The sequence below is a fragment of the Mesorhizobium sp. M7A.F.Ca.US.006.04.2.1 genome (genome assembly GCF_004022915.1).
Taxonomy (GTDB): Bacteria; Pseudomonadota; Alphaproteobacteria; order Rhizobiales; family Rhizobiaceae; genus Mesorhizobium; species Mesorhizobium ciceri.
Genome location: NZ_RZQA01000810.1, coordinates 1 through 2,955, shown reverse-complemented (window position 1 = coordinate 2,955; position 2,955 = coordinate 1). Strand labels below are relative to the sequence as shown.

Sequence of the window (2,955 nt, the reverse complement as noted above, 5' to 3'; positions counted from 1 at the left end):
TACATGCGTTAGGCCCAGGCCGTGGACGCGTCGAGCGGCGTCGCAATCGCTTGCACGATGCGGCCATGGTCTGCGCGGCGGACCGGTATCGACAGGGCAGCGGCGTGGAGCGAGCGCGGTAGCTGGTCGACGAGGCTGGCCAAAGGCGCGAGGTCACGTGTGCGCTTTAACGTCCGCACCATTTCGCCATGAAGTGCCACAGGGTCGAGATGCGAGAACAGCTCCCGCATCGCGGCGTGGCGCTGTGTATTCGGGACGACCGGGACGGCTATGCCGAGCGCCTTCAGGACTGCCGCGGCTTCCGCCGAGCGAAGCGATTCGAACACCGTAACTGGGCAGATACGCTCGGGGCAGTCTACTGCGTCGCGCACCGTCGCGATGCGGTAGCGGTGGGACAAGCAAAGTATGCCGACGTCCTCGGGAAGGACCAACTGGACGCCATCGACATAGCGTTCGCCGACTACGACGTTCACCGATGCAAACACGCGTTTGTAATTTTCGACTTGGTTGATCAGGCGCCCGAGGGAATCCCGTTCGGATTTGATCTCGTAGGCGGTCGACGTTCCGTTGAGGATGACAAGATCCGCCTTGCAAGATCCGGCGCGAAACTCGTTGAGCATCGAGGCTGTGCGCAACGAATGTTTGCCCATCAGTATCTTATGGGTCAGCGCCGCCCGGTAGACGTATTCATCGCGCAGTCCAGCGATTCCGAGAATCGAGAACGCAGCGTCGAACGCGTCCCCGACCGTCGCATCGGCGGCGCAACGTCCAGCGACGCGGGTCTGATCGATCAGACGCCGAAACAACGCAGAGCGGCCCTTCCGTGCGAATTCCTGGAATACGGCCGAAGAAAAGAGGCGCGTCAGCGCTGAAAGTTCTGAGATACCGATGGTCACATTTTTCCCCGACGCCCAGACTAAGACTGTGGCTGGTCAGCTTAGCTTAGTCCCGCGGCAAGGGGAATCGCATAATGTTCAACGGCCACCCAGCCTTAGGATTGCGCCAAACCGGTCCTCGGATCGCTTGATAGAGTTGCATAAAGGCTGCCGTCGCCGATTTCGGCGTCAAAAAGCGCACTGTTCGGACACTCGGCGTCCGCTTTGGCATCGGTTCGCCGAAAAGCCGCCAGTCCGCTGTCGGCCCCATATCGGTCATTGCATAACCGGCACAATTCGCCCTACTGGGTCGCTGCTGGTTAGAGGACGCGGCCACCAATGGCGTCACATTGATCGCCCCCTCAGGTCGAAAACGCTCCCATGGCTCGGTCTGCTCACCATGGGCTCGGCTTCGCCTGGAAAGCGAACGGCCTTGGAACCAATCCGGAAGCGATTCTGTAAAACCGCCTGTAAAACCCCTTATTTTCAGCCATCTCCCAATCAGGCGCAAACCCTTGCGCCATATACTGGAGCGGGTAGAGGGAATCGAACCCTCGCGTTCAGCTTGGGAAGCTGACAAGCTACCATTACATCATACCCGCGTGCGCCCTCGTTAGCATGAGGGTTGGCCTTCGGGCAATCGCAAAGCGGTCCGTTTCGGCACGACGCCGTCGTGCTGCGGATCACGGCGCGCCTGCGGCCGTGAATTGCCGGTTTGCCTTCGCGGCCTTGTCGCTGGTGGCGAAACTTGGCCAGTATTTCGAGATGGCCAGCGTCGCGCCGGCGGAAGAGAAGTGGCCATAGTCGAAGTAGAGAAATTCATTGGTCTTGGCGTCGGCGTATGAACAACCGGCCGAGTCGCACAGATACGTCAGCGGATCTATGAAATCGGCCCCTTTGGTGAACGGCAGAACCCGTGCGTTGATGCCCGGATCCATAGCCATAGGCCAGGATGTGGTTCCGGCATGCTCCCGCTTCACCAAGAAAGCGATCTTCTGGACGTCGGCGATGAATTCCGGAGACTGGCCGACGGTATAGACCTTGACCCCCATCTCGCGAAGCCGGTCGATCGTCTTCTGCAGGCCGGCGAAGCCCCTGGCCTGGTAGTCGGTCCATCGGCCGCTCAGGATCACCGCCTGGATGTTTGCGTCGCGAATGATCGACAAGGCCCGTTCGTTGAAGCGGGTGCAGGCGGGCCGAGCATAGGAAAAATAGGTCAGGTCGGGCGGACAGCCGGCATAGGTGTATTGGATGACATTGGCCTGGATTTTCTGGGCGTTGGGCTCAAGTCCCGATACATAATGGGCAGCGAAAGAATCGCCCCACAGCAGCACATCGGTGGCAAAGCCCGTTGTACGGGTGCAGTCGGCGAGATTCCAGTCTTCGATGCGGGTCCCGTTTTCGTTGAAGCAGATGCCGTTGCGCCAGTCGCCGACCCGGATACGTTCGGTCGAGAAGTCCGGGAACCGTTGCGGGAAACCGTTGCCCAGTGCACCGGCCAAACCACCGGCGCACAGCAGCGCGATGGCCGTCGCCGAAAAAGCGAAGATAGGCAGCGGTGCGGTATAGGCTCGTTTCTGGCGGAAGGGCTGCTCGACATATTTCCAGGAGAATGCCGCCAAGGCGAAACTGGCCACCGTCATCGCGACAATCGTTGGCACACCGACGGTCTTCAGCGAGAGATAATGGACGAACGAGTTGATCGGCCAATGGACGAGGTAAAGCGAATAGGAAATCAGGCCGACCCAGACCAGCGGCGCCAACCGAAGCACGCGAGTGGCGACAGGTGCCGGCCTGTCGGCGTTATCCTGGCCAGCATAGATCAGCAGTGCTGTTCCGATGCAGGGGAATAGGGCATTGTAGCCGGGAAACGGATCGCTGTCCGAAATCATCACAAAGCCAAACGCAATCAGGGCAAAGCCGGCGAGGCCGATCAGTTCCACCGCCAGCCGACCGGCTGGGACCGGAGGCTTCCGCAACATCAGCATGGCGCCCAGCGCCAGCTCCCATATGCGCGTCGGCAAGAGATAGAAGCCTGCCGTCGGTGCCAGCGAGGTTGCTATGGATGCCAGGGCAAAGC

General features: G+C 60.3%; 2 protein-coding genes and 1 tRNA gene. All 3 read right to left on the bottom strand.

The genetic code is table 11. The annotated features are described in order from the left end of the window. Window positions 1-8 precede the first annotated feature (8 nt). Window positions 9-896 (bottom strand): sce7726 family protein, encoded by an 888-nt coding sequence (locus EN925_RS30425; RefSeq protein ID WP_206519234.1) that lies wholly within the window; start codon window positions 894-896, stop codon window positions 9-11. Window positions 897-1,403: 507 nt separating this feature from the next. Continuing rightward, window positions 1,404-1,477: transfer RNA gene (locus tag EN925_RS30420), tRNA-Gly, on the bottom strand. Between the two features lie 81 nt (window positions 1,478-1,558). Further along, window positions 1,559-2,955, bottom strand: a 1,397-nt coding sequence (locus EN925_RS30415; RefSeq protein WP_164894486.1) for an acyltransferase family protein, incomplete at its 5' end; no start/stop codon positions are given.